Here is a 26,851-nt window from a genome sequence, read left to right as displayed (position 1 = left end):
GCTATGTCTTAGTTGTGAAGTCAATACTATCCATGAAACCGGTTGGTATGGAAAAGATATTATTTATCTGTATCTATTAATTCCCTGTCATCCGTTTTATAGTTAATGGTTACCCTAGTACCCTTTTCAGGAATGGAATTAATAAAAAGTCGCCCGTTGATATAATTCATTCTCTCTTTCATAAAGAATAGTCCCATTCCTCCGTCGCTATTATTTTTGGGTGTCTTTTCCAATATGGAATCATCAAAGCCTTTACCATCATCGTCAATAACAACGCTTAAAATATTGTCATTATGATTAAGGGTTACCAAAATGTAGTTGGCCTCGGCATATTTAATGGCATTATTCACCGCTTCTTGTACCACCCTATAGATATTGGTTTCTGCCAAGGAATTGAACCTAAGGTTCCCATCTATTTTATTTTCGAACAATATATTTTTTCCTGTAAGCTTGGAGAGTTCATGCGTCATTTTGTGTAATGCCGGAAATATACCGTGATCACTAAGTTCAGGAGGGGTAAGGTTAAAGGTAGCTGTACGCACTCCTTTGATCAAATCTCTGGCCAGACTTTTAATGTATTCTATTTTCTCGGCAGTTTTTTCCTTATTTCTTAAATTAATAGATTCTATATTAAACTTTAATGCTGTTAACATTTGTCCAATACCATCGTGGATATCCTTGGCAATTCTTTTGCGTTCCTCTTCCTGACCTTCAACAATCTGGCTGGCCTGTAATTGCTTTTGCCTCATAGTCTCCTCGTAATTATCTTTGGTCAATTGGGCAACTTTCAATTGATTCTTTTTTCTTTCGGTAATATCGGAACACAATATTAAAATAGACTGTTGGGCACTTGATTGGTGCATGGGAATAATGGACATATCCAACCAGAGCGATTCACCATTTGTTGTTTTTATTTTTATTTCCTCGGTCCTTATACTCTTTCTATTACTTTTTAATACTTCCATCAGGTATTGTTGCTGCCCTTCATCAGTGGTCAACATTTCGTACAATGGCTTATTAAGATCTTGATCGTTACGTCCAAGAAGTTCCTTGAATTTTTTACTGATAAAGACAACATGGCCATCTTGCTTGGCACTTGCAAAAAGAGCGGCATTGTCAATCACAAAATTAAGCTCCTGCAATTCCTGTAGCGATTTTTCCTTTTCCTTGAAAAGTTTCTTTATTTCATGGGCACTTTCCTCAGATTTCTTTTGTGTAATCATCAAATTTTTGATGGTATTTCTAATTTGTACGGAAAGAGGTTTAAAGATAAAAAATATCTCCAGCAACAATATTGTTAGTGATAAAGCCAATAAGAGATACTCCTTGAATTTTAAATTTTGTAGATGTGTTTTGCTAAGGGCATCATATTTATTGACGATGGTATCCATCATCGCCAAAAAGGCACTTTCGTTTTTTAGGACGGCATCAATATCCGACTGATTTGGAATGGAATTTCCATTTTCCTTATAATCACTCAAAATATGCTCTACCGCACTAACCATAGCATTGTAGTGCGGGTCTATATTTTCAAAAAGAACATTTACCTCCTCTTTTTCTGCCTGCGAAATCCCCATGGCCATATCACCAAATTGCAATGTGTGATGGGCGTTCTTCCATACAGATAGGGTTTCACCCAGTTCAGAAATGACCTGTGCCCGCTGTGAAGCCTCCGTACTTTCCTTTAGCAGAAGTACTTCTTTGGTTAATTTTTGACTGTAAGCCCTTTGTCTCCCCGCTATGTTGATTACTTTGGAATCATCCAATTGGGAATTTAAATGATTTTGGATAAGAATTTGGGCTACAATGATACTTAAGGCAATAGCGGCCAATGCCAATAAATACCACTTCCGGATCCTTTGAAAGATGGCGGTATCCAGGGGTGCAAGGTATTTATCGTCGTTCATTTCCTAAATGGTGTTGCTCTATATTAGCCCCTATCCCTTGAGGGCTTTGCCTATCAAATCCAGGGATTCCTTGGACAAGGGTAGTTTCAATGCTGCCTCATGACCTTTTTTGGACATTTTTCGCCATGTTTTTTGAAGGATATCAATCAATTTTTCCTCGGGGTATTTATGGGAAAATGGCTCAAAATAGAATTCGAGGAATACTAGACAAATTACATCTTCCAAGGTCTGTGTCTCTGCCTTTTTTTTAAGTTGTTTCTTTTCGAGCAAAAAGGCTACCATATCTATCATTTCTTGATCATAGCCCACCTCCCTTAGAATGGCACCGGCCTTCTTTGCATGAAATTTTTTAAGATCCTGCCTCCATTTTAAATAGCCCGTCCTGTTCATTTCATAGGATTCCCTAGGAATTTCCCACCTACATATATGTTGACATCGAGCCGTTAGCCGCAGGGCTTCCGGAGCCTCAGGATCGAATGTATTTAACTTCTCTGTCATTCTCATGGCATACAACAGCTCCTTGGGATACTCTTTGCCCTTCCAAACTTCCACATTGGGATCATTCGCATTTGCTTCGTCAAATAACTGGAAGGCTCTTTTTAATTTTTCTGAGGCCATAATTATCGTTGGTTTTTCCCAAAGCTATTCAGAAAAACCAATATAAACAAAGTCGCCCTCTATTTTAACCGGATATGTTGCTATGCGGTTCAAATCCCCATTGAGATGCTTTCCCGTTTTTAATGAAAAAGAATTTTTATGCAACGGACAGGCTACCTTAGGTTCGCCTTGGTCTTCTCCTATCATTCCGCGCGAAAGTACCATTTCCATTTTATGGGGACACAAATTCTGGCATGCATACCAAGTGCCTTCCCGTGTAAAATTAAAAACAGCAATTTGCATCCCCTTATATTTTACACAGGCACCACCGTTTTTTGGAAACTTTTCCACAGGGGCCGCCTTGAACCATCTACTCACTTTTTCTGGCTCTACGGCTTCGTAAGTGTTTAAAGTTAAAATCATCTATCTATTTTTTAAGGTTGAAATACTATTGGATCCAATAGTGGTTATATTTTTGAACCGGTCAATTTCATTTAGATCCAATCTTTAATAACTAAACCCATGCTTTGGGCATTTTTTGTTCCCTTAAGGAAACAAATTCAATGTTGTCATCAGTTTCTTCGGCATTTACAAAATGAGTGTACCTTGCCCTTATTTCCGGATTTTCTACAGCCTCTTTCCATTCGCATTTATAGGTATCTACCAAATATTGCATTTCGCTGTCCAACTGTTCCGCAATACCTAGACAATCATTTATAACTACATCTTTCACATAATCTATACCCCCTTCTAATTTATCCAACCAAGCAGCTGTACGGGTTAGGGGGGGAGCGGTTTGTATGTAGTACATTAAAAATCGGTCTACATATTTGGTAGCTATTTCCCTGTCCACCTTTTCGGCTAGCAATTGAGCATGTTGCGGGTTGGCCCCACCATTACCACATATATAAACGTTCCATCCACCTTCAACGGCTATAAAACCAAAATCCTTATTTCTGGCCTCAGCACATTCCCTGATACATCCAGAAACACCTCCCTTAATTTTATGAGGGGAGCGGATTCCCTTATATCTATTCTCTATATCAATGGCAAAAGTGACGCTTTCATCCATTCCATATCTACACCAGGTAGAACCAACACAACTTTTAACCGTTCGTAGCGATTTGCCGTAGGCCTGACCGGTTTCAAAGCCCTCCGCAATCAATTCCTCCCAAATAGGAGGTAATTCGTGCAATTGGGCTCCAAACATATCAATGCGCTGTCCGCCCGTAATTTTGGTATACAGATCGTATTTCTGTGCTATTCTACCTATGGCCAAAAGCTGTTTTGGGGTAATTTCTCCAGCTGCCACCCTTGGAACTACCGAATAGGTCCCGTTTCTTTGAATATTGGCCAAATATCGGTCATTAGTATCCTGTATGGTTGCTTGCCTATTGGCGGTTTCATTATATATACTGGCGAAAATGGAGGCTACTGCAGGTTTACAAACTTCACATCCATGTCCTTTTCCCACTTCGTCCAAAAGCGAATCGTAGTCCTCAATTTTCCTAAGCTTTACAAGATCGTAAAGTTCCTGTCTGGAATATTCAAAATGCTCACAAATGGACTCCTTAACCACTTTTCCAAGGGATTTAAGCGTTTCCTTTACCAAATCGTCTACCATTGGTTTGCACCCGCCACAACCAGTGGTAGCCTTGGTGGCTTTGGAAATTGCTTTTACGCTTTCGTTCCCATTCTCTTTTACAGAACAACATATTTGTCCTTTGGTGACCGCTTCACAGGAACATACTATAGCGGTATCAGGTAGGTCCATGGCACTGCCGAATGACACATCCTCCCCACCGCGACTTCCCAAAATAAGATTTTCAGGATTTTTGGGCAAGGGCATTTCATTGAGATACATCTGCAGGAGCATGTTGTAATCTTTGGCATCACCTACTAAGATTCCGCCCAGAAGCCTTTTGCCGTCATGGCTTACATTAATTCTTTTATAAAGACTTTCCGTTTTGTTTTCAAAAATGATAGAGTGACCTTTTTCGGCCGGCATAAACGGAGTTCCAAAACTGGCCACATCCACACCTATCAATTTAAGCTTGGTAGACATATCTATTTCCGCGGCCATCACAGTTTGCTCCATGCCAAGAATTTGATCCACGGCAACACCCGCCATTTCATATCCAGGGGCAACCAAACCATAGATCATTTGGTTGTAAAGGGCTATTTCACCAATGGCAAAAATACTTGAATCCGAAGTTCTCATTTTATTGTCCACGGCTATGCCTCCTCGGGTACCCATTTTAAGGCCGCAACTTTTTCCCAGTTCATCCCTAGGTCGTATCCCTGCCGAAATAACCAACATGTCCACATTTAGGACATCGTCCTCCCCAAATTCCATTCCTATTACATGACCGTTGCCCAAAATTTGATTGGTAGCTTTGCTCAAGTGGATATTGATTCCCATAGATTCCAGTTTTACCTGAAGCACCTTGCTACTTCTGGTGTCCAACTGTCTGGGCATTAATTTAGGGGCAAATTCTACCACATGGGGTTCCATACCCATGTCCATGACCGCCTTGGCCGCTTCCAGCCCCAATAGTCCACCTCCCAATATGGCGGCTTTTGGTTTTTTGACAGTTTTCTTTATTTTGTCCGCATAAGCCAACATCTCTTCCAAGTCCTCTATGGTCCTATACACAAACACTCCGTCCTTATCCACGCCATTTATTTGTGGTACGAACGGACTAGAGCCCGTTGCCAATACCAAATAATCATAATTATAGGTCTTTTCACTAAGAGTGGTTATCGTTTTTGAGTTTCTATGAATATCCGTTACTCTCTCATTGGTATACAATTCAATGTTATTTTCCTGATACCATTCCCTTGGAGCCATGGATAAACGTTCTGAATCACCATTTTCAAAATACTCGCTTAAATGCACCCTATCATAGGCAACTCTTGGTTCTTCTCCGAAAACAATAAGTTTAAAGGAGCCTTGGTCTACTTTGGCGACAAATTTCTCACAGAATTTATAACCAACCATTCCATTTCCAACTACAATTACGGTCTTCATACGTATACTATTAAATGTTACGTAGCAATATTACGTATAATTACGTAATAATTGTATGTTTTTATGAAAATAAATACGTATTTTTGTTGCGAATTTCTTAATTGTACACCTTAAAAAGTAGAAATTATGAGTATAACCAAAGACCCAAGAGTTAGTTTAGTAGGTGCCGGTCCAGGAAGTAGCGATCTTATAACCCTTAGAGGATACAGAACACTGGAAGATGCCGATATCATTTTATATGATGCCTTGTTAAGCACGGATTTGCTCAAGGATCTAAATCCCGATATTCCAAAGATTTATGTAGGAAAAAGATGTGACGAGCATTCCCTAACCCAGGAAGATATTAATAAATTAATAGTGGAAGAGGCTTTTAATTACGGGCATGTGGTACGTTTAAAGGGAGGTGATCCATATGTGTTCGGTAGAGCCAGCGAAGAATTGGAGTACGTGGAATCTTTCGGAATACCTGTTACCGTGGTACCGGGGGTGACAAGTGCTATAGCCGTTCCGGCCGGTCAGGGTATTCCGGTAACCAGACGGGGAATAAGCAGCAGCTTTTGGGTGATGACGGCCACTAAACGTGATGGTTCCTTTTCCGAGGACCTGGAACTGGCAGCCAAGTCATCTGCCACAATGGTCATATTAATGGGGGTACGTAGATTTTTGGAAATAGCGGATAAAATTGTTCAACATAGAAATGGACTAACCCCATTTGCAATTATACAGAATGGAACTATAGAGAATGAATCTTGTATAACAGGTCTTCTTAAAGACGCAAGCTTACTTGTAGACCAAATAGACATTACACAACCAGGCATAATAGTTGTTGGGGAAGTAGTAGCAGAGCATCCGTCCTTTTTTGAAGAGGAAATTCAAAGGGCACTTAACCATTAAACAACCAAACATTTTCAATATTGCAATAAGAGCAGGCCAATAATTGTGATATCACAATCGTAGGCTTAATATATTCTCATCTTCATAAAAACACTACTTATTTTCAATATTACGTAATTTTTATAAGTACTAATACGTATAAATACGTATTTTTGAATTGTTGATCAAAATAACTAATCCTATAAACAATTCAGTTATGAAAGAATTTGTCTCTGCTAAAGCTACGAAATTAGAACTTTTAAACTTAAGGAGTCTGCCAATACGTACATTTTGGATTACCTCCATTGCCTTTTTCATTTGTTTCTTTGCCTGGTTCGGTATTGTACCTTTTATGCCCGACGTGGTTAAAGACCTGGGGTTGACGCCCACGCAAAAATGGAACTCCATTATATTGGCGGTTTCCGGTACAGTATTTGCCAGATTGCTAATTGGAAAGTTATGTGACAAGTACGGACCCAGACTGTGTTATACTTATTTATTGATTCTAGGGGCCATCCCTGTTATACTTCTAGGTTTTGTACAAACCCCGCTACAATTTCTGATATGTAGATTGTTTATTGGTTTTATAGGCGCTTCCTTCGTAATAACCCAATTCCATACCTCCATAATGTTTGCTCCCAATATAGTAGGTACAGCCAACGCTACATCTGCAGGTTGGGGAAACCTGGGAGGAGGGGCCAACCGCTTGGGCATGCCATTGATCGCTGCCGGAGTTGTTAGTTTTGGAATTGCCGATGAATTAGCCTGGAGGTATTCTATGGTCATTGCAGGGGTCATTTGCTTCTCTATGGGACTTGTATATTATTTCTTTACCAAGGATACCCCAGAAGGCAATTTTAAAGAATTAAAGTTAGCAGGCAAAATGCCGAATTTAAAGAAAGATGAAGTATCCTTTTTGAGTACATTAAAGGATTATAGGGTCTGGATATTGTTCTTAGTTTACGCAGCTTGTTTTGGAATAGAATTAACGGTTTATGGTACTATGGACGATTATCTTCAGAATAGATTTGGCCTGGATAGATCCACCGCAGGAAATTTGGTGCTGTCGTTTGCCCTAATGAATATTTTTGCCAGGACTTTAGGGGGCTATTTCGGAGACCTGTTCGGCAAGTTCCGTGGCTTGCGCGGCAGGGTAATTTTTCTTGCCCTGATACTGGCGACCGAAGGACTGATGCTTTCCATCTTTTCAGTGACCACTAGTTTGGTATTTGGTATGATATTTTTAATCGCTTTTAGCCTTACCGTACAAATGGCGGAAGGAGCCACTTTCTCTGTGGTGCCGTTTATTAATAAGAAAGCCATAGGATCCATCTCTGGTATAGTAGGGGCAGGAGGAAATGTAGGGGCTTTCTTGGCTGCAATGTTATTAAAATCCAAATCGGCCGTGGCCGAAAGTGCTGCCATTGCTGCTAACAGCGAATTGGGTGAACAGGCCGTAAAGGCTGCCCAGACTACCGCTGCAGCTTCTGCAGTTTCCGGTGGATTTTTTGTTATCGGAGGATTTATTGTAAGTGCTGCCATACTATCTTTGGCCATTAGGTTCGCAACTGCCGAGGAAAAGGCTGTTGTTGAGGAAACCAAGGCGGAACTTTTGTTGTCGGGTGTAGATCAATAAATGAGGAAGTTAACTGATAGCCCCTTGTGGCACTTTTACCCAAACCCAAATGCTGGATTTCAATACGGAAAGGATAACAACTATTATATCATTCCGTAATTCTAAACCAAATATGAGGTAAGCCATATTAATTCCTCTAGGGCACCTGATGGATTAAAGGCAAATTACTTTCTATATTTTCGAGTTACAATCCTAAAAAATAAATACCTATCAAAAGATGAAAAGAATAACTCTTTTATTTAACGTTTTAGCCCTTTATGGATCACTGGCCTATGCACAATTTACACTGGATGGGGAATTTAGACCTCGTACCGAACTGCGTCACGGTTTTGGCAGTCTAATCGCCGATGATGTAGATGCCGGTTTTGGTGTATCCACCCGTTTGCGGTTAAATGCAGGATACACCAACGATGCCTATCAATTTTATGTAAGCCTTCAAGACGTTATGGTTTGGGGAGAAAACAGACAGCTTCTGCCTGATGACGAAAATAATTCTTTTGCTGTCTTTGAGGCCTGGGCCGATATAAACCTTGGTAGTGGTTTTTCTACCAAATTGGGAAGACAGACCCTGGAATACGACGACCAACGTATAATGGGCAGTGTTGGATGGACACAACAGGCACGTAATCATGACGCCGCCATTTTAAAATACGCCAAAGAGAATTTTCAAATGGATTTTGGATTGGCATACAGCCAGGATTATGATAATCCCAGTGGTTTTCAATCAGTAGGTAATGCTTATAACACTACCGGCTTCTTCTCCTACAAAACCATGCAATACCTTTATTTAAAGGAAAAATGGAAAAACTTAAACGGAAGCCTTTTGCTTTTGAACAATGGCTTCCAGAATTTTGAATTGGATGGGACCACACCAGATGGGATAAGTATTCTGCAAACCCTAGGAACACATATCGACTTTAAAAAAGGAAGTTTCGGGGCTGCATTGAACGCTTATCTTCAAACCGGGGAAAGACAGGGCACCATTGATGTAGGAGGCGCTTATTTGTTGGGACTGGATATTAACTACAAGGCATCTGCCAAAGTAGGCCTTGGAGTAGGTATGGAAATCATTAGTGGTAATGACGCCAGTACCAGCGATAAAACAGAGGCTTTTTTCCCCCTTTATGGTACCAATCATAAATTCAATGGATTTATGGATTATTTCTACGTAGGCAATCATGCCAATTCCGTTGGACTGTTCGATATTCATGTGAGTGCCAATTTCAAGCTTGGGGAAAAATCAAGTTTAATGGTCAAGGCACTTAACTTTAGTGGGGAACAGGCATTGCCAAGTGGGGAAAAATCGTTGGGCACAGAATTGGATCTTGTATTTTCACAGGCATTCAACGGTTATTCCTTACAATTGGGTTATTCCCAGATGTTTGCCAATGACGGTATGTACGAACTAAAAGGCATCTCAGAAGATGCCTCGGCCAGTAACCAAAACTGGGCATGGGCCATGTTGGTCATAAAACCTAAATTTCTGAATACCACCAAATAATCCAATGATCATTAAAGCCCCAAAATTATCGGGGCTTTTTACTCATTAAATGAGATTGGCAAGCTCTGACGCTTGCCCAGGGGCAATTAGTTTGAGCCCCTACTTCGCAAATTTATTCAAAAACCTTGTGCATAAAACCCCGTTCCGTACCAAAACTATAACCATTCCGCCCTTGCACATAAGGTCAATAATCAAAAATACAGCAGCTATTTTTACCGTATGAATACTTAGTTTTAATTTTATCCTATATTTGTTAAAAAAGAATAGACTATTGTGGATAAAACAACTCGTATTGTATTGGCCGATGACCATTCCCTAGTAAGGGATGGTATTAGGGCATTATTGGAAGAAGATGATAATTATGTGGTAATCGGCGAGGTCTCCAATGGCAAGGAGGCGGTTCAAATGGTATTGGACAAAAAACCCGATCTGTTGATCATTGATATCCGAATGCCCGAAATGAATGGCATTGAGACCGTAGAGGAACTCAAGAAACATTCTTCTCCAACCAAATGTATCATACTTTCCATGCACGATTCCGAGGAATACATCCTAAAATCGGTAAATGCCGGAGCCAGTGGTTATCTCTTAAAAGATACCGGAAAAATGGAATTTCTTAAAGCCATTTCCACAGTAGAACAAGGCGGAAAATATTTCAGCGGTGATATTTCCAATGTTTTGGTAAACAATCTATTGAGTCAGGGACAGACAAAGCAGGAAAGTAAACCAAAAACAAAAAATGGAAGTAACTCTTTTGGTATTACAAGCAAAGAACTACAAATTCTGGAACTCGTCCTTTCAGGGCTTACCAACAAACAAATTTCTGAAAAACTTCAAAAAAGCAAACGGACCATTGAAACACATCGCTTTAATCTAATGCGAAAAATGGGCGTTAATAATCTTATGGACTTAGCCCGAAAGGCACAGGAATACAAACTAATTTAATCCATCATTACGCTTTTTTTTATTGAATTACAGCAGTTTATCATGTTTTTGATCCATGCTATATTCTGTAATAGCCAATGAATGTCCGTTTTTATTGTCTTTTCGTCAATATTCTGCTTAACTATTATCAATAAAATACTACGTATTTATACTTAATTTGGTAATTTTAGATCATTATTAATCGGCTTCTTTTAATACTAGGATTTTATGCAGAAAAAGAACGAACATAAAACTATTTGCTCCTATTGTGGGGTTGGGTGCGGCATTGTGGTGGAACAGGACTCCAAGGGCAATATTAGCGTTGAAGGAGACCAAGATTATCCAGTAAACAAAGGCATGCTTTGTTCCAAAGGTAAGAACCTGAACTATGTGGCCCAAGATACCAGTGACCGAATTTTATATCCAGAAATGAGATGGAGCAGAAATCATCCTTTACAAAGGGTTTCCTGGGATATGGCCTTTGATAGGGCCGCTGCCGTGTTCAAAAGCATTATTGAAAAACATGGTCCGGATAGCGTAGGGTTCTATGTTTCTGGCCAGTGTCTTACAGAAGAATATTATTTGGTAAATAAATTGACCAAAGGATTTATTGGTACCAATAATATTGATACCAATTCCAGGCTCTGTATGAGTTCTGCAGTTGTAGGGTATAAAAAAATGCTGGGGGAGGATTCTGTGCCTATTTCTTATGATGACATTGAGTTATCAGATTGTTTTCTTATCGCAGGTGCAAATCCTGCCTGGTGCCATCCCATTCTCTTTAGAAGAATAGAAAATCACAAAGAAAACAATCCGAATGTAAAAATAATAGTAGTAGACCCTAGGAAAACCCAGACCTGCGCTGTCGCCGATCTTCATCTGCAAATATTACCCGGGACGGATGTTATTCTATTCAATGCCATGGCCCGCTGGTTAATTGAAAAGAAAAAAATAGATAAAAACTTCATTAAAAAGCATACCGTGAATTTTGATGCGGTTAAAGAGAGTGCCTTTCAACTTTCCATGAAGAAGGCCGCTGAGCTTTGCGGAATTCCTGTAGAGGATATCAAGAAGGCTGCCATGTATATAGGCAATGCCAATGCTTTTATTAGTATGTGGACCATGGGGCTAAACCAAAGTGTCATTGGTGTTTCCAAGAATGTGGCATTAATGAACCTATCATTACTTACTGGACAAATAGGGAAACCTGGTGCGGGACCATTTTCACTTACCGGACAACCCAACGCCATGGGGGGCAGGGAAGTAGGAGGGATGGCCAGTTTACTGGCTGCCCATAGGGAATTGGGCAATCCCAAACACCGCAAGGAAGTATCGGATTTTTGGGGAGGAAAAGAAATTAAATCCGAACCAGGTTATACCGCCACAGAAATGTTCGACGCATTGGAAAGTGGAAAAATGAAGGCGGTATGGATTATCTGTACCAACCCAATCGTGAGCATGCCCAATGTTCACAAGGCGGAAAAGGCATTAAAAAATGCCAATTTTGTAGTAGTTCAGGATATTTCCCATAATTCTGAGACCACTAAGTTTGCCGATCTTCTACTGCCTGCTGCAGGCTGGCTGGAAAAGGAAGGGACCATGACCAATTCCGAAAGGCGCATAAGTTATCTTCCCAAAGTCATCGATGCGCCGGGAGAGGCTTTACCCGACGCTGAAATTGTATGGAAGTTCGCGCAAAAAATGGGCTATCATGGATTCGATTACCAAAACACCAGTGAAGTATATGACGAACATTGCCTTTTAACAAAAGGTACCAAAATAGATATATCCGGTTTGTCCCATGAACGACTAAAGAACGAAGGAAGCTTTCAATGGCCTGTACCCCATGCTACTCATAAAGGCACCCCAAGACTGTTTACAGACTATCAATTCTTTACCAACGATAAGAAATCGCACTTTAATGCGCCCTATACACTCTACAATAAATCGGAATTGACAAATCCTGAGTTTCCCTTAATTCTAAATACAGGTAGGGTAAGGGACCAATGGCATACCAGAACCAAAACAGGAAAGGTAAAGCGACTGCTTACCCATATTCCGGATCCATATTTGGAAATGAATAAAGTGGATGCCTATTTGCGAAAAATAAAGGATGGGGATATTGCGGTGGTAAAAAGTAGAAGAGGAACGGTCCGGGTAAAAGTGAAGGTGAATTTTGATATACGGGAAAAAGTTGTTTTCCTCCCAATGCATTGGGGCAAGGTGCTCAATAATGATTTTGGAAGGGCCAATAACTTGACCAATGACTTGGTTGATCCAGTATCCAAGGAACCCGACTTTAAATATTGTGCGGTAGAGGTGGCAAAATATGTAAAACCCAAACAGCGAATTGTGATTATCGGGGCAGGAGCAGCAGCTTATAGATTTATCCAGACATATAGAGAAAAGAATGAAACCGATGAGCTTCTTGTTTTCTCCAAAGAAAAGGATCCCTTCTACAATAGGGTGTTACTCCCCGAATATGTAAGTGAGGAACTCTCATGGGAAGCCTTGGAAAAACTAAAAAAAGGGGAGCTCGAAAAATTGGATATAACCCTACTTTCAGGTTTGGGGGTAACCCAAATAGATAGGAAAAATAAAACCATCATGGATGATAATGGTTTTGAACATGCCTACGACATATTAGTAATGGCCACAGGGAGCAGGGCCTTCGTACCAAGTGAAGTTCAAATAAACATGCCAGGCCGTTTTACAATGAGAGCGCGTGGGGATGCCGATAAATTGCGCAAATATTTAGAGGAGACAGGCTTACCCTCGGACGAACAACATGTAGTTATTGTTGGTGGTGGACTATTGGGATTGGAGTTGGCAGCAGCCCTTAAGAACAGAAATGTCAATATCAGCATCATTCAACGTGCCCCTAGATTAATGGAAAGACAGTTGGATAGAATTGCGAGTCGACTCTTGGCCGAGGATGTCAATGATCGGGGAATTAAGGTTTATTTTGATAATGAGGTAAGTACCGTATTTGAGGAAAGGGATGACAAAAACTCCCTTTCAATTACCTTAAAAACTGGAAGGAAGGTAAAATGCAATGCCATTGTTTATGCTATTGGTACCCGTCCGAATATTGAATTGGCAAAGTATTCCGAACTAAAGACTGGCAGGGGAGTGGTGGTCAATGAATATTTGCAGACTAGTGATCCCAATATTTTTGCCCTTGGGGAAATTGCTGAATTTAGAAATGCCCTGTTTGGTATAACCTCGGCTGCCGAGCAACAGGCCGATACGGCGGCCAAATATATTTTGGGCGATTTTAGCAGTATCTACAATGGGTCTATCCTCATGAATATTTTAAAATTCGAAAACTTGGACCTCTGCAGTCTGGGTATGGTGAATGCCCCCTTGGATGACAATAGTTATGAGGAAATTATCCTTATGGACGTCAGCAAGAAATACTACAAAAAATGCATTGTAAAGGATGATACCCTAAAAGGTGCTATCCTGATGGGTGATAAAAATGAGTTTGCCGAATTTAAAAGGCTAATAGAAGAGGAAATTGAGCTGTCGGAAAAGCGCAACGAGCTGCTTAGGGGACAGTCAAACTCTGTCCCATTGAAAGGAAAATTGGTTTGCTCGTGCAGCCAGGTGGGGGAGGGCAATCTAATAGAAACTATTAATAGCGGATGTGAAGACTTCTCAAAAATATGCTCAGAAACTGGAGCGGGGCTTGGTTGTGGAAGTTGCAAACCTGAAATACAGGATATTTTGCGAAAACAATTACAAACAGTGGCTTCCTAAAACAGAACGTTATGAATGATGATTTACAGCGAATTTTGATTAAAGGAGGGGTAACCTCCCCCGGAGAATTAAAGGATATCATAGCCATGTTGGAGGCAGGGGGCTTGAAAGAGGTATTTTTTGGGTCACGCCAAGATCTATTGTTCCCTTTGCAAAATGCCAAGGAGGAACAATTGGAGCAAATCTCAAAATTCAACACCGATATCGTTAGCGATAGAAGTTACCAAAATATCGTAACATCGTACGTGTCCGCCGATATTTTTGATATGACCAATTGGCTCAAGGGGTCCACCTATCTCTACATTTTGGAAGGTTTTGATTACCTACCCAAACTAAAAATTAACATCACGGATCCCAAGCAGCGCTTAGTCCCCATTTTTAATGGTAACCTTAACTTTATTGCTTCGGAAAGTGAGGATTATTGGTACCTGAACATAAAACTTCCGCACTGGTCCAAATCGGTTTACTATCCTGTCTTAATTTACAGTTGGGACATCCATGTCGTGGCAAAGGCTATTGAGGAAATATATCAGGACATAGCCGATATAGATGAACTATTTTTTATTCTCAATAAAAGATTGGACTCCAATAACAGAACCATAGAAAAAGAGCTGGTGGTACCCTACATTAAATTTCCCTATTACGAAGGAATGAATAGGATGGGCCTGGATCAATATTGGCTGGGACTTTATTGGCGCAACAATAGATACGATCTTGATTTTCTAAAAAAATTATGTGGTTTTTGTCTTGATAATAGCATTGGAAAAATATGTATAACACCATGGAAGTCCTTCATCATAAAGGGAATAAAAAGCTCCAGTAGGCCAGAACTGGAGCGTTTTCTAGGACAGAAAGGAATCAATATACGCCATTCACAATTGGAAATGAACTGGCACCTACCGGTGGATGATACTGACGCACTGGAATTAAAAAAATTCTTAGTCCTAAGTTTTGACCAGAACGATATAAGCACATATGGCCTAACCTTTGGTATAAGTAATGAAACGGGGAAACGTACCCATTTCTCCTCGGTGATAATTGAAAAAAACACCCCGCCCTCCATAGTTAAGGATTTTTCCATAAGGCCTACCTACAACGTTTTGCATTTTAAATATTTTGATCCCAATACCCAAGTATACAAGGTATACGCCCAAGATGTGGATAAGATAGAGTTGCCAGGTCTATTAATGGAATTGAGTAAACATTATTTTGATCAATTGGGTAGGGCATTGACCAAACCGGAACCTCCTAAGACTACCAATGTTGATATTTTGAAGGAAGTATATCAATGCAGCTCCTGTTTTACCGTTTACGATCAAACCTACGGTGATGAAAAATCACAGATTGCTGCCGGAACCCCATTTACGGACCTTGCAGAAGATTACTGTTGTTCCGTTTGCTCTGCCCCAAAATCGGGGTTTGAAAAATTGAAACTACAAATACTGTAGTCTACACCTGTGTGAATCCAAACGAAAGGCCAATATAGCAAGGTTTAAAATACTATTTTTAATCTACATTTTCATATTCTTTTGAAACTGCGTTTCCCATTATGCAGCGTTGTAATCCAAAATTAAAACGATAGGATTTTCCCATGGATCAATATATTTAATGAAATCAATCATTCCCTGAGTGAAGTTGAATGTAAACCCTTATGCGACCCTAGTAAATTGCCCATAACGGAACTAACATGTGTTGCACCCTTCCAATATCCTGATTTTGGAATTGTACTACCTGAATCAGTAAATATTAAAGCTACTTTTTAAATGGTAGTTTCCGAGTTGAATTTCAATACCAATCGAAGTCTAGACCTACATTACACCACAATAAAATGCGGTTTCACAACAAAACCATAATTCAGGACTTTAAAGGTTATTAATACCCGCAATATATACAACTACTCGCTCGTTATAGGGTCTTTCCTACAAAGTGTATTAATTCACTTCGATTTTAAATAAAGGGGCATAATCATGATAAAATCAACCGAAAAGCTACTACTATTCATCTTATTGTTTAGTCTTAACGCTTGGTATGGCACCGCGCAGGTATCTACCAGTCTACAGAATACCGATTTCGATTCCTGTGGCAATAACCTTCCACAGACGGAACTCAATCTTGGAAACTTGGTACTAACGGAAACCCTGGCCACGGATTTCGGTACGGGGACCTTTACCTTTTACATTGAAGCACCCTCTAATTTTGAAATTAGAGCAACTTCATTTACTGAAACAGGTACCGATATTAGCAGTGCCTCCGTAGCGCAAGATCCTGGTAATGCCTCCAGATTGGAAGTTACCATAACCACTAACGCCCAAGGTTCTTTGGATGTATTTACGATCGAAAATGTTAGAATTCAACTTATTCCAAGCTCCACGACCACGAACGGCACTTTAAAATATGTATTGGCAGGTAACACCAATAAGATAAATGCGCTTACCGATAATCAGACCCTTGCCAACGTTTCTTTCACTGCCCTTACTGGTGGAACAGGGGTTAACCAGCAGGTTTGTACCATCAACGATGTTCAAAACATTAGTATTACCGGTTCCAATATAACCCAGAACAGAACTTTTGAGTGGGAAAAGGATGTGAATGGTACCTGGACGGCCATTGCCAATTCCAACACGGAAATATTGGTTGTTGATAAACCTTCTTTCCCTAATGGAATAAGTAGATATCGTCGTTTAACCACCTTTATGGTCAACGGGGAAACATGTACCCAGATCAGTACTACTGCTACCATTACCGTTAATGAAATATACGCTGGAACTATTACAGACGGAACCGGCCAAAATGTTTGCGCCACCCAAATACCCGCACAATTGAGTACCTCAGGCGATGTAGCCGTAACTCCTGCCGGTACAACAACCTATCAATGGTATAAAAACGATTCCGGCCCTTGGGAACTAATTTCAGGAGCAACGGACAATTTTTATCAACCAACTGCCTTAACCAAAACAACTTCTTTCAAAAGAAGGGTAACCAACGTTTTAAACGGTTTTAGTTGTTATAAGGAAACACCGGCGGTTTCCATAATTGTAAATTCTGCCGTATTGGGAGGTACTGCCACCAATCAAAATATTTGTTCGTTAAGCGACTTACAATTGTTGACCATAAATAATGGGGAAAACAATGGTACCTATCAATGGCAAAAACGCAGTGGGGCCAACTGGGTAGACATAAGTGGTGCTACGCAAAGCAATTACAATGCCAGTACCAATCTCAATCCTGGAACAGAGGAATTTAGAAGGGTTACCACAGTATCAGGTGCAAGTTGCCAAGGTGTTAGTACAGTGGCCACCATAACCTATACCAATTTTGCCGTAGGTAGTATTACCGGTGCTGAAACTGTATGTTATAATGAAGCTCCTGCTGCCATAACATCGGATACCAACGCTTCGGGAACAGGTACTATTTCATATCAATGGGAACGCTTTAACGGAAGTACATGGGCTGCAATTACTGGAGCAAATAACGCAGACTATCAACCAAGTGCCCTAACTCAAACAACTTCTTTTAGAAGACAGGATAACATACTATTAAATGGGTTTAGCTGTTCGGATTATACGAATGAAATAGAGATCACTGTCCTTGATCAAATTAATGGGGGAAATGCCAGCGCTGACCAAACAATCTGTGCTGGGGAAATTCCCAATTCCATATCTGTGAGCGGCGGTACAGCTGCTGGCCCCAATATAACCTATCAATGGCAATCTGCAACTACTGGTAGTTTTACAAATATTAGTGGTGAGACCAATGCTGTTTTTAATTTTTCCGGGTCACCTGCCGTTACAACAAGATATAGAAGGCAAACAATAATTTCCAATAACAGCAAGGTCTGTTCCCAATATTCTACAGTAAGTACTGTTTTTGTAAACAGCCTTAGTGTGGGAAGTATAGGGAATGATCAAAATGTTTGCGCAGGACAGGCTCCCAGCACCATTATAACTGTTGGAAATGCTATTGCCACTGGTAACCTAACCTATGCTTGGGAAGCCTCTGACGATAATGGGGTAAGCTGGAACCCTATAGCTTCCGCTACGGGTTCAACCTATACCCCTGGGATACTTGCAACGTCTACCAAATATAGAAGGCTGGATACTACCACCTTAAACGGAAAGGTATGTACGGCCTACACCAATGAAGTTTCCATAATTGTAGCCGGTGCCATTTCAGGAGGGGAAGGATCTGCGGACCAAGCCGTTTGTGAAGGCGAAGCCCCAGCAACAATTACTGTTTCCAATGGTACACCAGCCGGGGTAGGAATCAATTTTCAATGGTATTCATCTACCGACAACGTAAATTACACATTGATGAGCGGCGAAACAGGGGAAAGCCTGAGTTTCTCCACAGGTTTGCCAACATCGACCTATTTTAGGCGAAATGTTACCAACTCCAACAATGGAAATACTTGTGAGGCATCCAGTCTCCCAACCTTGGTTACCCTAATAAACTTATCTGAAGGATCCATTTCCCAAACCCAAACAGTTTGTGGCGATGGAAATGTAGCTCCAATTACCAGTACGGCCAATGCCACTTCCAACGGAACTATTAGCTATGTATGGCAGAGTTCTCCAGATGGAAATACCTGGTCCGATATTGCCAATACCAATCAAGCTACCTACACTCCTATAAATACTGGGGACTTACAGACCTATTACAGAAGAAAGGCAAATGCTACATTGCAAGGCATCACTTGCGAGGCCATAACCACACCGGTTCTAGTTTATGTGAACAAATTTGACAATGCAGCAGGCCATAATATAACTTTTTCATCCGGGGCAACCGGAACTACGGAAGTATGTAACGGTGGGGATCCACAAGCCTTTAGTGCTAATTTTCCGTTAATTGCCTCTGGAACGGTAAGTTACCAATGGCAGGTTTCCGGTGATAATATTTCATTTTCGGATATCCCCGGAGCCACTTCGGTAACTTACGATCCTCCTGCCGTAACACAGGACAACTACTACAGAAGAATTACCACTTCAACCCTCAATGGACTATCATGTAGTGTAACCAGTAATACTCTGACAATCATAAATGGTGGAAATGCCACAGGGGGTGAGATTGGTACAACCCATGCGAATGGTAGTAATGGAACCAATGAAGAAGTAATTTGTAAGGGGGACGATCCTAGCTTAATTGAGGAATTAACACCTTCCACAGGCCAGACATTGACCTATCAATGGTATGCCAATGGAGCAATGATCCCAGGTGCCACGGGAACAAGTTATGACCCGTCCAATATAACTTCTACAACAACCTATATTAGAACCACCACCAGCACGGATATTTCGGGAGTGGAATGTAATGTTGACAGTAACCCTGTAACGGTCTTGGTACCCCAAGCGGATAATATTGGAAACAATATCACCATCTGTTATAATAGCATGGCCCCAACCTTGGGCAACCCTAGTGCAATTGAAGGGCTTCCTTATTTGGCTTTTCAATGGTATGAATCCAACGATGGCAGTACTTTTAATTCCATACCCGGAGCAACGAACGCTACATATACACCTCCATCTGCTTTGACCGCAGATAAATGGTACCGCAGGGATTACCAAGCTACAGTGGATGCTGTTATCTGCGATCCCTCCTATACTCCAAGTAATGTGATCCGAATTTTTGTCAATGATGTGGACGGAGGTACTATTTCAGGAGATCAAAAAATATGTTACGGGGATGATCCTTCCCTCTTGGGAAATACCGTAGACGGAACTGCCGAAGGAGTATTGAAGTATCAATGGTACTCCTCAACGGATAACACTAATTGGGGTATGATCAATGGAGCTGTAAACAGTACCTATGACCCCATTGCCGGTAGCTATCCCACAACCTATTTTAAGAGGACAGCTTCTTCTACACTGAACAATGTAGTTTGTACGGAAGATAGTAATACGATAGTAGTAGAGGTTGCAGAGGAGTTATTGCCTGGAACCTTAGTGAACGATCAAACTATATGCGAAGGGTTTGTACCAGGAGCATTGACCGTAACCGGTGGTAGTACCTATGTAGATCAAACTTACGATTGGTATGCTTCCACTAATGGTAGCGTATGGACAGATCTTTCCGTGCATTCGGCGTCCTATACCCCTCCGGTCCCGACCACTACCATGTATTATAAGAGAACTATAACCAGAACCAGTTTGGTGGATAAGACCTGTGTTGTGGAAACCAACCCTATAAAAGTTACCCTCAATGATGTTTATGCCGGTAAAATAACGGATAATCAATCCGTTTGTGAAGGGAGTCAGCCTTTGGCCATAGTGGAACAGGAATCGGCAACAGGTGCCGGGGTACTGACCTATCAGTGGTGGTCTTCCCCTGACAATCAAACCTACACTGCCGTGGCTGGTGCCACGCAGCCAAATTATACCCCTCCAAGTACCCTTACTACCTCTACCTATTTTAAAAGAGTGGTTACCAGTACGTTGAACGGTGTGGCCTGTGAGGATGAAACTTCGCCCAAAATTGTCACTGTAATACCCTATGCCATTATAAACAATGATGCCATCATTGCCAATGACATAACCAATGTAAGTTGCAATGGAGGAAATGACGGTAGTATTGTAATCCCCAATGGAAGAATCACTGGAGGGAATACGGCCCAAAAGCAAATAAATACAATTTCACTTTTCGGTACACCTCAATTAAATAATACTTACAGTATAATTATCGATAACAAGGTCTATGATCATCAGGTTACCTTGAACGGCATTAATCAACCAGAGGACAACAACGAAGTTGCTGCCGCGCTGGCCCAAAAAATTAATTCCGCAACAGGATCTGACCTGAGCTCTGTAATAGCAACGACCAATTTCCATGAAATTATTCTGACTGCCAAAGTTGAAGGGATTGGATTTACGGCCTATGCTAGTACTGGAGCCGACCCCAATGTTAGTGCTTCCGTTGTAATTACGCAACCCAATTCCGTAGCCAATACCTACGTATGGTCCAAAATAGGGGATAACAGCTTTACGGCCTCTACCTTGAGTATTAACAATCTTACGGCCGGTGCTTACCAATTAACGGTTTACAATGAATTCTGTGGAACTACTTCCTCTCCGTTTATAGTATCGGAACCCGAGGTATTGACATTGAATATTGGAGATACCTGTAATACTGCTATTACGGCCTATAGTACTGGGGGTATTGCACCTTTCACCTATACGCTTACACGGCCAAATGGCACCACCACGGTGCAGACATCGAACAATCCTAATATTACCTATACCAATTTAATAGGTGGGGCCACTTATAACATAAGTGTACAGGATGCCTCTTGCGGAATACAGGAATCGCAATCGGTTACCTTGCCAATGGGGCTGCAATTTGATCAGACTTCCGTAGTGGTTGAAAACGCCACTTGTTATGGGCAAAATGATGGTAGTATTAGTTTAAACATAGGAGCTACAACTGTAACAGGAGGATATCCTCCATATAACTTCAGTTGGACAGGACCCAATAATGCCAATTTTACCACAGAAAATATCACCAACTTGGCTCCAGGAGTTTATGTACTATCCGTAACGGATCAACTTGGTTGTTCAACAACCTATACTGCAAATGTGGCTTCAAAAGCCCAATTGGAAATAAGTAGTGTTCAGGTTATCAATCAGCAATTACAATGTGCCGGTGATGCCAATGCTGAAATTAGCATACAAATAAGTTCTGATCCTAGCAGCCAATTACAAATAAACTGGTATAAAAACGGAACAAGTTATTCTACCAACAACACCAGCCTTACCAATTTGGGTGGTGGCAGCTACGAAGTGGTAATCATAGATACCAACAGTGATGCAAATACACCCTGTACCGTTAGACAAACATTTATCATTTCAGCCCCCACCGTGTTTAGTGCTACAGAGGTAACCGATGGTAATACCAGTTGTGTGGATGCCAGTACCGGACGGGATTTTACCTTTAGGGTCCAAGGAGGAACATCGCCTTTTCAATACTCCGTTGACGGGGGAACACCTGTAATCTTTAGCAATACCCAAACCACCATAAGTGCGCTTTCCAATGACAGCCATGTTATTGAGGTAACCGATACCAACCAATGTGTTGTTCAGACATTTACCATGGATAGTTATGAGGCAATGGATTATACGGGTGCCAAAACTTACACCATTCCACCCTGTGAAACCGATTATGCCTTTAGCCTGAATACCAATTTAATTACTGGAGGAAAACCATTTTTAGACGGAGGTAACAACCCATACTACTTTTATGATTGGCGGGGTCCCGACAATTTTGTAGCCCAGGATATTACCAGTTTTGTTGCGGTGCCAGGTTCCTATTGGTTAACCATAACCGATAGTAATGACTGTTCTTCAGAAGAAATAGAGTTTATCTTTACTACTACCTATACCCCAATAGTTGTAAACAAAACAATAACTCCTGTAAGCTGTGGTGCCAGCGATGATGGGGCCATTTCCATTACAGTAAGCGGTGGTTTAAGACCGTATAACATTAGATGGGAAAAAGAAACGGCCGGTACGGCAAATAACCCAGATCCAGTTTTTACTCCTTACGGTGAAAACATAACCCAATTGAGTGGATTGGAAGAAGGACGGTTGAGACTTACGGTAACAAGCAATATTAATGGCTGCACCAATGCCGATCCTGCCTATTATTACCAGGAAATCATTACCATCAATAAGGCAGAATCCCTTCAACTGATAGACGGACCTTATTTGGACGAGTCACTTTGCTTGGGGAATCCCGGAAGTATTTCGGTATCGGTTTTCAATAGTCAACCTGGTGACCTTAGTTTTTACTATGATGGGGCTCTAGTGCCATCAGTAAAAACAGCTGCCAATACTTATTCCGTTCAAATCGGTAATCCGTCCGATAACGCTACCCTTAATGTAGTTAATGACCAAGGGTGTGGGTTAACCATGCCAATAAGTTCTGGAGTAACAGATCCTTCGTTTACCTATAGCTCGGACGAATATGAAATTACAGGTCTTTTGATGGCCAAGGAGGATATACGGTTCAGCATTACCAGTGAGGCTGGATATGGCAATGCTTCATGGGACTTTGGCGATGGTAGTCCCATAGTAAATGTGGATCCGGAGGTAGATGGTATTATGACCACTCATAAATATAGTTACCCAGGTATTTTTACCACCACACTAACTCTTTTTAACGCAGAAGGTTGTAGTAAAACTGTGGAACAGGACATACAGGTCGGTAACGGCTATGACGTAATGTTCCCTAATGTATTCTCTGCCAATGCGGATGGAATAAACGACTACTTCCAAGGTGAATTTACAGGAATAGCCTCGTTTACCTTTCAAATTTATGATATGTGGGGTTCCTTGGTCTATAGCGTGGCCCATGACTACGAGTCCATGCCCGTAAACTGGGGTTGGAATGGAAATTATAGTTCAGGAAAACCCTATAAAAATACCTCGTTCAGATATCTCTTTGTAGGTACCACTAAAGACAATAACCAAATAACCAAAACCGGCGAAGCCTCAATTTTAAGATAGAGATGAAAAAACTTAATATAATAATCCTCCTACTAATTTTAGTTTCGTTGGGGGCCAAGGCCCAAGAGAAATTTGTGCACAACCTGAGCAAGTTACCGGCATCCTTAAATCCCAGTTTTCATGCTTTTAAGGACAAAACCAGGATAGGGGTATTGGCCGAATTCGCCAGTCAGAGCCAGGGTACGGAGTCACAACATAAATATGCCTTTGGTTCTACCGCATTTGAAGAATACAATTTCCAATTGGGCGTGGACTTGTTCAATAACAACCTGAACAATTCAGGATATAATTACACTTCCGCCGCTTTGAGCTATATGTACAAATTGGTCTTGAAGAACGATTGGATCGTATACCCCGGAATAACTGCAGCGTACAGCAATTACAGGTACGATTTTAACAACCTTACCTTTCAGGATCAAATAAACATATTTACCGGGCAAATTAGTGCCAATACCATTGATCCCATTACCGCTTCTGAGAATATTGGCTATCTGGATATGGGGGCATCGGTATTGATACATAACGATATAAATACACTTTTTGGGCTTTCCCTTAAGCATTTGAACCAGCCACGAATATCTTCCAAACAAAGCGAAAATAATGTAAATTTAAATATGCTTATTTCCGGGCAGTTTGGATATGAAATGGATATCAATAAATATGGACAGGCCAAATTACCGGAGCATTCGTATTTATACTTATTTAATGCAGTGTCTTTACAAGGCCCAAATACCAGATTGGATTTTTATCAGGATGTTACCCTTGGGAACTTTAGTATTGGTATAAATGAACATCTAAGCTATTTGGAAAATGCCTCCTTTTCCGAAATAGGTTTTGCCACCAGCCTTGCCCTGGAAACTTTTGAATTTGGACTTAACTATAGATTGCCCTTCGGTGGTGATGCCAAACAATATATCCCCAATTCACTGGAATTGTTTTTAGTCTTTGATATCTCTAGATTTAAGGAGCGTAGAAGATCTGACTACAGTAGGTTCTATTAACAATTGCCCCAAAATATTACAAAACCCCCAACCTTTATTGGGGGTTTGTTTTTTTAGAGAAAATAAGTTACCACAAAATTCCCTTAACCTCTTTCTGTACAAAGTCACCATAGCTAATCAACACAACTCCTCACAAAAAAATCCATGATTGTTCAAAAGATTCGTTATGGAATTTGCCTTGACCATATGGGTTTCGACCCGGAGGATATTGTCGCAATCCTCCAGATCAAAATTCCAGTAGCCCTTTTTGGTGACCAACCTGTTCAAATCTGGTTTCAAGATCTGGATTTCCCGATTGTGGTTAATTGAGGTCTTAAATACCAATACTTCTTTCATGTTTAATTCAATTAGCGTTCGTAAAAGGCTGGTGGTTCTATACCCAACGAGCGTAGATATACATAGGCCTGTCCCCGATGGTGAATTTCATTGTCTATAAAATAGAAGATGGAAGACCACACCGTACCTTCGTACTGACCAAAAATTTTAATTTTTTGTTGGAATTGTTCCTCCCTGATCTGGGCCCAAAAAGAATTGATTTCATCGGTAGCAATATCCCAGAGTTCCAGTAATCCCTCCTTTTTATTACCGTGCTCCAGGTGTTCGTTGAAAGGAGCTGTTTTACCCGTGGCGATTTCCTTTATACCGGGCCCTGCAATTGCCAACAGCTCCATGACCATATCGGCAAATGTGCGCATACCCCCAATGGTATGGGTGAAAAATGCCTCTTCGGGAAATACTTCCATGGCCCTCCTCGTCAACGCCCTATGTCCTTGCCAATGATCCAGCAATTCTTGTGATGTAATAAGCTGTTGAGTCTTGTTCAATGTAGTGTGCATAGTTCTATTATTTAATTGATTCATATTTCTAGACCAAAATTAAATAGGGGAGGTGACAGCCCTATGTCAGCAGCAAACAAAAAAATAAAAGTTCCCAAGAATTTTATGGTTTTCCAAGGGATATATCTATTCAAATAATATTTCTAGGGCTATTGACAATGGGTTGTCACCAACACAGCTTTAATTTGTATCTAAACTTTAGAGTGTTGGTTTTTGGATAGTCAATATTTATAAATTATAGATTGCCATGAAAAGATCAAACCCCAAATTCGGATTATTCAATGATTTGAAATCCTATCTTTGGGAAATATGTAATGTAATTATGGGTATGGAAACAATTAATCGTTTTGACCGTATTGTAGCGATCTTAGTACAGCTACAATCCAAACGTATTGTGAAAGCGCAGGAGTTGGCGGACCGATTTGAAGTGAGTTTACGTACAATATATAGGGATATTAGAACCCTTGAAGCCTCTGGTGTGCCCATTATTAGTGAAGCAGGAGTTGGATATTCCATCATGGAAGGCTATAGGCTTCCTCCGGTTATGTTTACCCGTGAAGAAGTTGGGAGCTTTGTGGCCGCCGAAAAACTAATGCAAAAGTTTGTGGACAAATCGCTTGGCAGCTATCATCATTCCGCCATGTTCAAGCTGAAATCGGTATTGAGGGGCAGTGAAAAGGATTGGATATCTGCCTTGGAGTCCCAAATATCAGTAGACCCCTCACAACAGTTGTTCAATGAAGGCCTGCCCAACGCTCTTGAAATTCTTTTTGAAAGTATAGCCGAAAAAAAACAGGTTTTCTTAAAATATCACTCACTGAAAAGCGAACATCCTTCAGACCGGCATATTGAACCGGTAGGTTTGTTTCATGAAAACAATTTTTGGTATGTTCTGGGATATTGTCATTATAGACATGATTATAGACAATTTAGAACAGACAGGATGTTGGATATTGCAAGAACCTCGCTTGCCTTTACCGCGGAACATGGAAGTTTGGATGCGCATTTGAGCAAAAATGTTAATATTACAAAAACCAGGGTAAGAATAAGGGTAGATAAAAACATAGCTCGGTTTATTAATGGCAATAGGAAACATTACGGCTTCATATCTGAAAAGGTGAGGGGCAAAAAAGTAGAAATGACATTTATGACATCGGATGTAGAACATGGGTTTCCAAGATGGTATCTCATGTTTGGGGATTATGCCGAGATTATTGAGCCCGAGGTACTAAAGCATCGCGTTAGGGCCATTTTAGAAAAAACGGTTGCCAATCTTTGAGTGTTTTTTA

Annotated in this window: 15 protein-coding genes; 9 read left to right on the top strand and 6 right to left on the bottom strand. The window is 40.8% G+C overall.

Annotation, left to right across the window (positions count from 1 at the left end; all coding sequences use genetic code 11):
- Positions 1-59: 59 nt before the first annotated feature.
- The 4 genes from QSE00_RS10570 to nirB form a co-directional block, all read right to left on the bottom strand.
- On the bottom strand, positions 60-1,907 hold the full coding sequence (locus QSE00_RS10570) for a sensor histidine kinase (protein ID WP_286105915.1): 1,848 nt from the start codon (positions 1,905-1,907) through the stop codon (positions 60-62).
- A 30-nt stretch (positions 1,908-1,937) separates the two neighbouring features.
- Positions 1,938-2,525 carry a DUF4202 domain-containing protein gene (locus QSE00_RS10565; protein ID WP_110355480.1) on the bottom strand — a complete coding sequence of 196 codons (588 nt, stop codon included), beginning with the start codon at positions 2,523-2,525 and terminating at the stop codon, positions 1,938-1,940.
- 24 nt (positions 2,526-2,549) lie between these two features.
- The gene (gene nirD / locus QSE00_RS10560) at positions 2,550-2,927 is read right to left on the bottom strand and encodes a nitrite reductase small subunit NirD (RefSeq protein ID WP_110355479.1); all 378 of its coding nucleotides are present in this window, start codon (positions 2,925-2,927) and stop codon (positions 2,550-2,552) included.
- Positions 2,928-3,018: 91 nt separating this feature from the next.
- On the bottom strand, positions 3,019-5,535 hold the full coding sequence (nirB, locus tag QSE00_RS10555) for a nitrite reductase large subunit NirB (RefSeq protein ID WP_286105914.1): 2,517 nt from the start codon (positions 5,533-5,535) through the stop codon (positions 3,019-3,021).
- Positions 5,536-5,661: 126 nt separating this feature from the next.
- Between nirB and cobA the strand changes: the two genes are divergently transcribed.
- From cobA to QSE00_RS10515, 8 genes are all read left to right on the top strand, one after another.
- A complete protein-coding gene (gene cobA, locus QSE00_RS10550) occupies positions 5,662-6,429 on the top strand; it encodes a uroporphyrinogen-III C-methyltransferase (protein ID WP_286105913.1) in 768 nt (255 codons plus the stop codon).
- Between the two features lie 196 nt (positions 6,430-6,625).
- Positions 6,626-8,044 (top strand): MFS transporter, encoded by a 1,419-nt coding sequence (locus QSE00_RS10545; RefSeq protein WP_110355476.1) that lies wholly within the window; start codon positions 6,626-6,628, stop codon positions 8,042-8,044.
- A 217-nt stretch (positions 8,045-8,261) separates the two neighbouring features.
- A complete protein-coding gene (locus QSE00_RS10540) occupies positions 8,262-9,545 on the top strand; it encodes an alginate export family protein (protein WP_110355475.1) in 1,284 nt (427 codons plus the stop codon).
- Between the two features lie 273 nt (positions 9,546-9,818).
- Positions 9,819-10,490 (top strand): response regulator transcription factor, encoded by a 672-nt coding sequence (locus QSE00_RS10535; RefSeq protein WP_110355474.1) that lies wholly within the window; start codon positions 9,819-9,821, stop codon positions 10,488-10,490.
- Positions 10,491-10,697: 207 nt separating this feature from the next.
- Complete coding sequence (locus tag QSE00_RS10530) at positions 10,698-14,231, top strand: nitrate reductase (RefSeq protein WP_286105912.1); 3,534 nt, start codon at positions 10,698-10,700, stop codon at positions 14,229-14,231.
- Positions 14,232-14,242: 11 nt separating this feature from the next.
- A complete protein-coding gene (locus QSE00_RS10525) occupies positions 14,243-15,679 on the top strand; it encodes a rubredoxin (RefSeq protein ID WP_286105911.1) in 1,437 nt (478 codons plus the stop codon).
- Between the two features lie 519 nt (positions 15,680-16,198).
- Complete coding sequence (locus QSE00_RS10520) at positions 16,199-23,725, top strand: T9SS type B sorting domain-containing protein (protein WP_286105910.1); 7,527 nt, start codon at positions 16,199-16,201, stop codon at positions 23,723-23,725.
- 2 nt (positions 23,726-23,727) lie between these two features.
- Positions 23,728-24,726: a PorP/SprF family type IX secretion system membrane protein gene (locus QSE00_RS10515; protein WP_110355470.1), complete on the top strand. Its 999-nt coding sequence runs from the start codon at positions 23,728-23,730 to the stop codon at positions 24,724-24,726.
- Positions 24,727-24,843: 117 nt separating this feature from the next.
- Here the strand turns inward: QSE00_RS10515 and QSE00_RS10510 are convergent, their stop codons facing one another.
- Positions 24,844-25,062 carry a hypothetical protein gene (locus QSE00_RS10510; RefSeq protein WP_110355469.1) on the bottom strand — a complete coding sequence of 73 codons (219 nt, stop codon included), beginning with the start codon at positions 25,060-25,062 and terminating at the stop codon, positions 24,844-24,846.
- Between the two features lie 11 nt (positions 25,063-25,073).
- The gene (locus tag QSE00_RS10505; protein WP_110355513.1) at positions 25,074-25,562 is read right to left on the bottom strand and encodes a DinB family protein; all 489 of its coding nucleotides are present in this window, start codon (positions 25,560-25,562) and stop codon (positions 25,074-25,076) included.
- Between the two features lie 322 nt (positions 25,563-25,884).
- Here QSE00_RS10505 and QSE00_RS10500 point away from each other — a divergent pair, with 322 nt between their 5' ends.
- Positions 25,885-26,841 carry a helix-turn-helix transcriptional regulator gene (locus tag QSE00_RS10500; RefSeq protein WP_286105963.1) on the top strand — a complete coding sequence of 319 codons (957 nt, stop codon included), beginning with the start codon at positions 25,885-25,887 and terminating at the stop codon, positions 26,839-26,841.
- The last annotated feature ends 10 nt before the right edge of the window (positions 26,842-26,851 follow it).

It is taken from the genome of Arenibacter flavimaris (assembly GCF_030291335.1).
Lineage (GTDB): Bacteria > Bacteroidota > Bacteroidia > Flavobacteriales > Flavobacteriaceae > Arenibacter.
The sequence above is the reverse complement of the archived record's forward strand: the minus strand, read 5'-3'. Positions and strand labels throughout refer to the sequence as shown.

Coding starts and splice junctions, on each gene's coding strand:
- QSE00_RS10570 (WP_286105915.1), bottom strand. CDS start 1,907: ATGAACGACGATAAATACCTTGCACCCCTGGATACCGCCATCTTTCAA.
- QSE00_RS10565 (WP_110355480.1), bottom strand. CDS start 2,525: ATGGCCTCAGAAAAATTAAAAAGAGCCTTCCAGTTATTTGACGAAGCA.
- nirD (WP_110355479.1), bottom strand. CDS start 2,927: ATGATTTTAACTTTAAACACTTACGAAGCCGTAGAGCCAGAAAAAGTG.
- nirB (WP_286105914.1), bottom strand. CDS start 5,535: ATGAAGACCGTAATTGTAGTTGGAAATGGAATGGTTGGTTATAAATTC.
- cobA (WP_286105913.1), top strand. CDS start 5,662: ATGAGTATAACCAAAGACCCAAGAGTTAGTTTAGTAGGTGCCGGTCCA.
- QSE00_RS10545 (WP_110355476.1), top strand. CDS start 6,626: ATGAAAGAATTTGTCTCTGCTAAAGCTACGAAATTAGAACTTTTAAAC.
- QSE00_RS10540 (WP_110355475.1), top strand. CDS start 8,262: ATGAAAAGAATAACTCTTTTATTTAACGTTTTAGCCCTTTATGGATCA.
- QSE00_RS10530 (WP_286105912.1), top strand. CDS start 10,698: ATGCAGAAAAAGAACGAACATAAAACTATTTGCTCCTATTGTGGGGTT.
- QSE00_RS10525 (WP_286105911.1), top strand. CDS start 14,243: ATGAATGATGATTTACAGCGAATTTTGATTAAAGGAGGGGTAACCTCC.
- QSE00_RS10520 (WP_286105910.1), top strand. CDS start 16,199: ATGATAAAATCAACCGAAAAGCTACTACTATTCATCTTATTGTTTAGT.
- QSE00_RS10515 (WP_110355470.1), top strand. CDS start 23,728: ATGAAAAAACTTAATATAATAATCCTCCTACTAATTTTAGTTTCGTTG.
- QSE00_RS10510 (WP_110355469.1), bottom strand. CDS start 25,062: ATGAAAGAAGTATTGGTATTTAAGACCTCAATTAACCACAATCGGGAA.
- QSE00_RS10505 (WP_110355513.1), bottom strand. CDS start 25,562: ATGCACACTACATTGAACAAGACTCAACAGCTTATTACATCACAAGAA.
- QSE00_RS10500 (WP_286105963.1), top strand. CDS start 25,885: ATGGGTATGGAAACAATTAATCGTTTTGACCGTATTGTAGCGATCTTA.